The sequence below is a fragment of the Mesobacillus boroniphilus JCM 21738 genome (assembly GCF_000517385.1).
Classification (GTDB): domain Bacteria; phylum Bacillota; class Bacilli; order Bacillales; family Cytobacillaceae; genus Mesobacillus; species Mesobacillus boroniphilus.
In genome coordinates this window covers 1-1,681 of sequence record NZ_BAUW01000203.1, presented here as the reverse complement: position 1 = coordinate 1,681, position 1,681 = coordinate 1, and the positions used below count along the sequence as shown (strand labels likewise).

Below are 1,681 nucleotides of genomic sequence, written 5' to 3'. Positions count from 1 at the left end.
GAATTTTATAGTTTCCTAACCAATAAAAAAAACGCCTGATTGAATTTAATCAGACATTTCTCTGGTTATTGGCAAATAAATATGGAAAAGCGTTCCATCCCCGACTTTGCTCTCAATTTCGATTGTGCCACCATGTTCTTCAATGATTTTGAAGCTAACCATCAACCTAGGCCTGTTCCTCTTTCCTTGGTTGTGTAAAAAGGCTCTCCAAGCTTTTTGATCTTTTCAGCGGGAATTCCTTCTCCTTCATCCTGGATGCATATATGTATCCTGTTTCCTGGTGCCTTACTGACCGTCACACTGACTAAGCCGCCTTTAGGCATAACTTCTATCGCGTTTTTTATTATATTGATAAAAACCTTCTTTAGTTGATTAGGTTCACAAAGGAATTCTGGCAAATCATCGTCATATAAAGTTTTAATCTGCACATCATGTAGCATAGCCTGCGCTGTAAGAAGGGACACCGTCTCATCCATTATTTTTGAAATATTGGTATTCTCATATTTGATTGACTTCGGTTTTGCCAAAATCAAGAACTCGTTAATGATCGAGTCGATTCTTTGAAGTTCAGTCTTGATGACCTGGAAATATAACGAAAACGAATCACCTGTACTATTTTCGAGAAGCTGGATGAATCCTTTTAGCGCAGTCATTGGGTTACGGATTTCATGGGCAATACCCGCTGCCAGCTCCCCAAGCATATTAAGGGTATCTGATTTAAGCAGCTGGGCTTCCATCTCTATTTTTTCAGTGATATTCCGGAAAACAATAAGATTCAAGCTATCAACCAATTGACGTTTGACAGTGTATTCAAAGTGCTTCAGCCTGCCGTCTTCAAACGGAATTGTAACTCTTCCATCGAGTCTCCCTTTACGAAGCAGCGCTTGCACCTTTTCATCGATTAATTCTTCAGAGAGCCCAAGATTCATGAAAAGCTTCCGAAAGTTTTTCCCCTCCAAATCTTCCGGCTTCAATTCCAGTTTTGCCATTGCCGAGGGGTTGATTTCATAGTGTTGGCAATTATCATCCCAAAGAATCATACCCTCAATAGATCCCTCAAAAATTCTCCTGAATCGCTTTTCGCTTTTCCGAAGCTTTTGTTCCATATGGTAACGCTCACTTGCGTCCCGAACAATAGTCATATGATAGCCGTCACCTGCATTGAGCTTAACAGTAAATTCCAGCAGTCTCGTTTCTCCATTTGGCAGCAGAAAAAATGCTTCATCGCGCAGCGCACCTTTTTCATTGATAATTTGTTTCATCTCGCTATATTTCTCATCTTTTTGATAAATGAAGTCCGAAATTTTATGCTTAACCAACTCTTCATGAGGGAGTCCGAAAATCTTGCAGGTTGCTTCGTTAGCAGCAAGGATTTGTCCACACTTTCCCCAAAACACAATCCCATCCAAGGTTTCGAGGAATAAGCTTTTTAACAAACCCTCGTGTTCAATAAATCTTTCATCAAAACTTGATTCTGGACCTTCAGTTGGGACCATTTGAACAGAACAGTCAGTGGCTGCCACCTGAAGCTTTTTCTTCCACTCTATTAAAGAGGAATTTTCTCGTTCTAAAGCGGCTATTTTTTCTTTCAGTACCTTAATTTCATCTGCCATGTTAGCACTACTCACCAGAAAGCCTCCTTGCCGGATTCCCATTTTTCTAGTAATTTCTACATGAAACC

At 40.2% G+C, this 1,681-nt stretch carries 1 protein-coding gene; it reads right to left on the bottom strand.

The genetic code is table 11. The annotated features are described in order from the left end of the window. Nucleotides 1-161: 161 nt before the first annotated feature. On the bottom strand, nucleotides 162-1,628 hold the full coding sequence (locus JCM21738_RS21770; protein ID WP_243463125.1) for a PAS domain S-box protein: 1,467 nt from the start codon (nucleotides 1,626-1,628) through the stop codon (nucleotides 162-164). Nucleotides 1,629-1,681: the final 53 nt, after the last annotated feature.